Annotated in this window: 3 rRNA genes; all 3 read right to left on the bottom strand. The window is 58.6% G+C overall.

Annotation, left to right across the window (positions count from 1 at the left end):
• Position 1: 1 nt before the first annotated feature.
• Positions 2-118: ribosomal RNA gene (rrf, locus tag HCJ94_RS29090) — 5S ribosomal RNA — on the bottom strand.
• 82 nt (positions 119-200) lie between these two features.
• A 23S ribosomal RNA gene (locus HCJ94_RS29095) occupies positions 201-3313 on the bottom strand.
• Positions 3314-3692: 379 nt separating this feature from the next.
• A 16S ribosomal RNA gene (locus tag HCJ94_RS29100) occupies positions 3693-5209 on the bottom strand.
• Together the 16S, 23S and 5S rRNA genes form the textbook arrangement of a ribosomal RNA operon.
• Between the last annotated feature and the right edge of the window lie 92 nt (positions 5210-5301).

Below are 5301 nucleotides of genomic sequence, written 5' to 3' on the forward strand. Positions count from 1 at the left end.
TGTCCGGCGGTGTCCTACTCTCCCACACCCTCCCGAGTGCAGTACCATCGGCGCTGGAGGGCTTAGCTTCCGGGTTCGGAATGTTACCGGGCGTTTCCCCTCCGCCATGACCGCCGTAACTCTATCGACATATCAAACAACACCCAACAGGGTCTGTTGTTCGTTTGTCGGGAGTTGCACAGTGGACGCGTAGCAGCTTGGTAGTCAAGTCCTCGGCCTATTAGTACCGGTCAACTGAACCCGTTACCGGGCTTACATTTCCGGCCTATCAACCCAGTCGTCTAGCTGGGGGCCTTACCCACCCCGAAGGGTGGTGGGATACCTCATCTTGAAGCGAGCTTCCCGCTTAGATGCTTTCAGCGGTTATCCCTTCCGAACGTAGCTAACCAGCCGTGCCCCTGGCGGGACAACTGGCACACCAGAGGTTCGTCCGTCCCGGTCCTCTCGTACTAGGGACAGCCCTTCTCAAGTATCCTACGCGCACGGCGGATAGGGACCGAACTGTCTCACGACGTTCTAAACCCAGCTCGCGTACCGCTTTAATGGGCGAACAGCCCAACCCTTGGGACCTGCTACAGCCCCAGGATGCGACGAGCCGACATCGAGGTGCCAAACCATCCCGTCGATATGGACTCTTGGGGAAGATCAGCCTGTTATCCCCGGGGTACCTTTTATCCGTTGAGCGACACCGCTTCCACATGCCAGTGCCGGATCACTAGTCCCGACTTTCGTCCCTGCTCGACCCGTCAGTCTCACAGTCAAGCTCCCTTGTGCACTTGCACTCAACACCTGATTGCCAACCAGGCTGAGGGAACCTTTGGGCGCCTCCGTTACCCTTTAGGAGGCAACCGCCCCAGTTAAACTACCCACCAGACACTGTCCCTGAACCGGATAACGGTCCGAAGTTAGATACCCAAACCAACCAGAGTGGTATTTCAAGATTGCCTCCACCCGCACTGGCGTGCGAGCTTCACCGGCTCCCACCTATCCTACACAAGCTAATTCAGATACCAATGTCAAGCTATAGTAAAGGTCCCGGGGTCTTTCCGTCCTGCCGCGCGTAACGAGCATCTTTACTCGTAGTGCAATTTCGCCGGGCCTGTGGTTGAGACAGTGGGGAAGTCGTTACGCCATTCGTGCAGGTCGGAACTTACCCGACAAGGAATTTCGCTACCTTAGGATGGTTATAGTTACCACCGCCGTTTACTGGCGCTTAAGTTCTCCGCTTCGCCCCGAAGAGCTAACAGGTCCCCTTAACGTTCCAGCACCGGGCAGGCGTCAGTCCATATACATCGAATTACTTCTTCGCATGGACCTGTGTTTTTAGTAAACAGTCGCTTCCCCCTGCTCTCTGCGGCCATACAACGCTCCACCCGCGCGGGGCTTCACGTCTCCGGCCCCCCTTCTCCCTAAGTTACGGGGGCAATTTGCCGAGTTCCTTAACCACAGTTCGCCCGATCGCCTCGGTATTCTCTACCTGACCACCTGTGTCGGTTTGGGGTACGGGCCGCTCGGAACTCGCTAGAGGCTTTTCTCGGCAGCATAGGATCACTGACTTCACCTGAATCGGCTCGGCATCACGTCTCAGCCTATGTGTGCTGCGGATTTGCCTACAGCACGGCCTACACGCTTACCCCGGCACAACCACCGGCCGGGCTCAGCTACCTTCCTGCGTCACCCCATCGCTTGACTACTACCCGCCAGGTTCCCACGCTCCCCACCATTGACCCGAAGGCCGCCGGCGGTTCGGGTGGTTAGCACAACGAGGTTCGTCAGGGTCGCTCCTTCGCGGGTACGGGAATATCAACCCGTTGTCCATCGACTACGCCTCTCGGCCTCGCCTTAGGTCCCGACTCACCCAGGGCGGATTAGCCTGGCCCTGGAACCCTTGGTCATCCGGCGGAAGGGTTTCTCACCCTTCTTTCGCTACTCATGCCTGCATTCTCACTCGTGCCGCGTCCACAACTGGGTCACCCCGCTGCTTCACCCCCGGCACGACGCTCCCCTACCCACCCACACACCTGCACACAAGCCCGAAGACTCGCGCGAAGTTCTTGTGTGAGTGCCACAGCTTCGGCGGTGTGCTTGAGCCCCGCTACATTGTCGGCGCGGAACCACTTGACCAGTGAGCTATTACGCACTCTTTAAAGGGTGGCTGCTTCTAAGCCAACCTCCTGGTTGTCTATGCGACCCCACATCCTTTTCCACTTAGCACACGCTTAGGGGCCTTAGCTGGTGATCTGGGCTGTTTCCCTCTCGACTACGAAGCTTATCCCCCGCAGTCTCACTGCCGCGCTCTCACTTACCGGCATTCGGAGTTTGGCTGATTTCGGTAAGCTTGTGGGCCCCCTAGACCATCCAGTGCTCTACCTCCGGCAAGAAACACGCGACGCTGCACCTAAATGCATTTCGGGGAGAACCAGCTATCACGGAGTTTGATTGGCCTTTCACCCCTAACCACAGGTCATCCCCCAACTTTTCAACGTTGGTGGGTTCGGCCCTCCACGCGGTCTTACCCGCGCTTCAGCCTGCCCATGGCTAGATCACTCCGCTTCGGGTCTAGGACACGCGACTGAACCGCCCTATTCAGACTCGCTTTCGCTACGGCTCCCCCACACGGGTTAACCTCGCCACATGCCACTAACTCGCAGGCTCATTCTTCAAAAGGCACGCCGTCACCCCGCAAGGCTCCGACGGATTGTAGGCGAACGGTTTCAGGTACTATTTCACTCCCCTCCCGGGGTACTTTTCACCATTCCCTCACGGTACTCGTCCGCTATCGGTCACCAGGAAGTATTTAGGCTTACCAGGTGGTCCTGGCAGATTCACGGCAGATTTCAGGAGTCCGCCGCTACTCGGGAACACCCACAGAAGACCAGCTGCTTTCACCTACCGGACTATCACCGTCTACGGTCGGCCTTTCCAGACCATTCAGCTAACAACTGGCTTTGTAACTCCTCGAGCGCATGTCAGTACACTCAGCAGGGTCCCACAACCCCGACCACGCAACCCCTGACAGGTATCACACACAGCCGGTTTAGCCTCAATCCGCTTTCGCTCGCCACTACTCACGGAATCACTATTTGTTTTCTCTTCCTACGGGTACTGAGATGTTTCACTTCCCCGCGTTCCCTCCACACACCCTATGAGTTCAGGTGCGGGTGACACCACATGACTGGTGCCGGGTTCCCCCATTCGGACACCCTGGGATCACAGCTCGGTTGACAGCTCCCCCAGGCCTATCGCGGCCTCCCACGTCCTTCATCGGCTCCTGGTGCCAAGGCATCCACCGTTCGCCCTTGACAACTTGACCACAAAGATGCTCGCGTCCACTGTGCAATTCTCAACAAACGACCAACCCACAACCCGACACGCCCCACACCTACTGCTCCCACCCGGGAACCCGGTTTGCAAGGCCAGGCCATGCCTGGCAGCCCGCAGAACCCCACAGGGCTCTGCCACAAGGCTCTGAAAGACAACCACGAGGATTGTTCTTTCAGGACCCAACAGGGTGCTATCCGTCTCCGCCCAGCCGCACCAGGACCCCCGTTCCACACCACCAAAGTGGCCGTACTAGAAGAACCCGGCCGTTGCCAGGAAAAACTCGCCAGTGTCTCCGCCAACGAGCACCCCGACCCGACACTCGCGGGCCGCGGGCTCCATACCGTCCTTCGACGGATGGTGCTCCTTAGAAAGGAGGTGATCCAGCCGCACCTTCCGGTACGGCTACCTTGTTACGACTTCGTCCCAATCGCCAGCCCCACCTTCGACGGCTCCCTCCCACAAGGGGTTGGGCCACCGGCTTCGGGTGTTGCCGACTTTCGTGACGTGACGGGCGGTGTGTACAAGGCCCGGGAACGTATTCACCGCAGCGTTGCTGATCTGCGATTACTAGCGACTCCGACTTCACGGGGTCGAGTTGCAGACCCCGATCCGAACTGAGACCGGCTTTTTGGGATTCGCTCCACCTCACGGTATCGCAGCCCATTGTACCGGCCATTGTAGCATGCGTGAAGCCCTGGACATAAGGGGCATGATGACTTGACGTCATCCCCACCTTCCTCCGAGTTGACCCCGGCAGTCTTCGATGAGTCCCCGCCATAACGCGCTGGCAACATCGAACGAGGGTTGCGCTCGTTGCGGGACTTAACCCAACATCTCACGACACGAGCTGACGACAGCCATGCACCACCTGTGACCGCCCCCGAAGGACCCGACATCTCTGCCGGTTTTGCGGCCATGTCAAACCCAGGTAAGGTTCTTCGCGTTGCATCGAATTAATCCGCATGCTCCGCCGCTTGTGCGGGCCCCCGTCAATTCCTTTGAGTTTTAGCCTTGCGGCCGTACTCCCCAGGCGGGGCGCTTAATGCGTTAGCTGCGGCACAGGGAACCGGAGAGGCCCCCCACACCTAGCGCCCAACGTTTACAGCGTGGACTACCAGGGTATCTAATCCTGTTCGCTCCCCACGCTTTCGCTCCTCAGCGTCAGTATCGGCCCAGAGACCCGCCTTCGCCACCGGTGTTCCTCCTGATATCTGCGCATTTCACCGCTACACCAGGAATTCCAGTCTCCCCTACCGAACTCTAGCCTGCCCGTATCGACTGCAGGCCCGCAGTTGAGCCGCGGGTTTTCACAGTCGACGCGACAAGCCGCCTACGAGCTCTTTACGCCCAATAAATCCGGACAACGCTCGCGCCCTACGTCTTACCGCGGCTGCTGGCACGTAGTTGGCCGGCGCTTCTTCTGCAGGTACCGTCACTTACGCTTCGTCCCTGCTGAAAGAGGTTTACAACCCGAAGGCCGTCATCCCTCACGCGGCGTCGCTGCATCAGGCTTCCGCCCATTGTGCAATATTCCCCACTGCTGCCTCCCGTAGGAGTCTGGGCCGTGTCTCAGTCCCAGTGTGGCCGGTCGCCCTCTCAGGCCGGCTACCCGTCGTCGCCTTGGTAGGCCATCACCCCACCAACAAGCTGATAGGCCGCGAGCCCATCCCAGGCCGAAAAACTTTCCACCCACAACCATGCGATCGCGGGTCCTATTCGGTATTAGCCCCGGTTTCCCGGGGTTATCCCAAAGCCTAGGGCAGGTTGCTCACGTGTTACTCACCCGTTCGCCGCTCGAGTACCCCGAAGGGCCTTTCCGCTCGACTTGCATGTGTTAAGCACGCCGCCAGCGTTCGTCCTGAGCCAGGATCAAACTCTCCAACAAAAACCTGTTGAAAAACCATCCCAGCAACAAAAAGTGTTGCCAAAGGAATCCCAACCAGCCAAACATAAAGCCTGGCCAGTCCGGGGTATAAA

It is taken from the genome of Micromonospora thermarum (assembly GCF_012034245.1).
GTDB classification, from domain to species: Bacteria; Actinomycetota; Actinomycetes; order Mycobacteriales; family Micromonosporaceae; genus Micromonospora; species Micromonospora thermarum.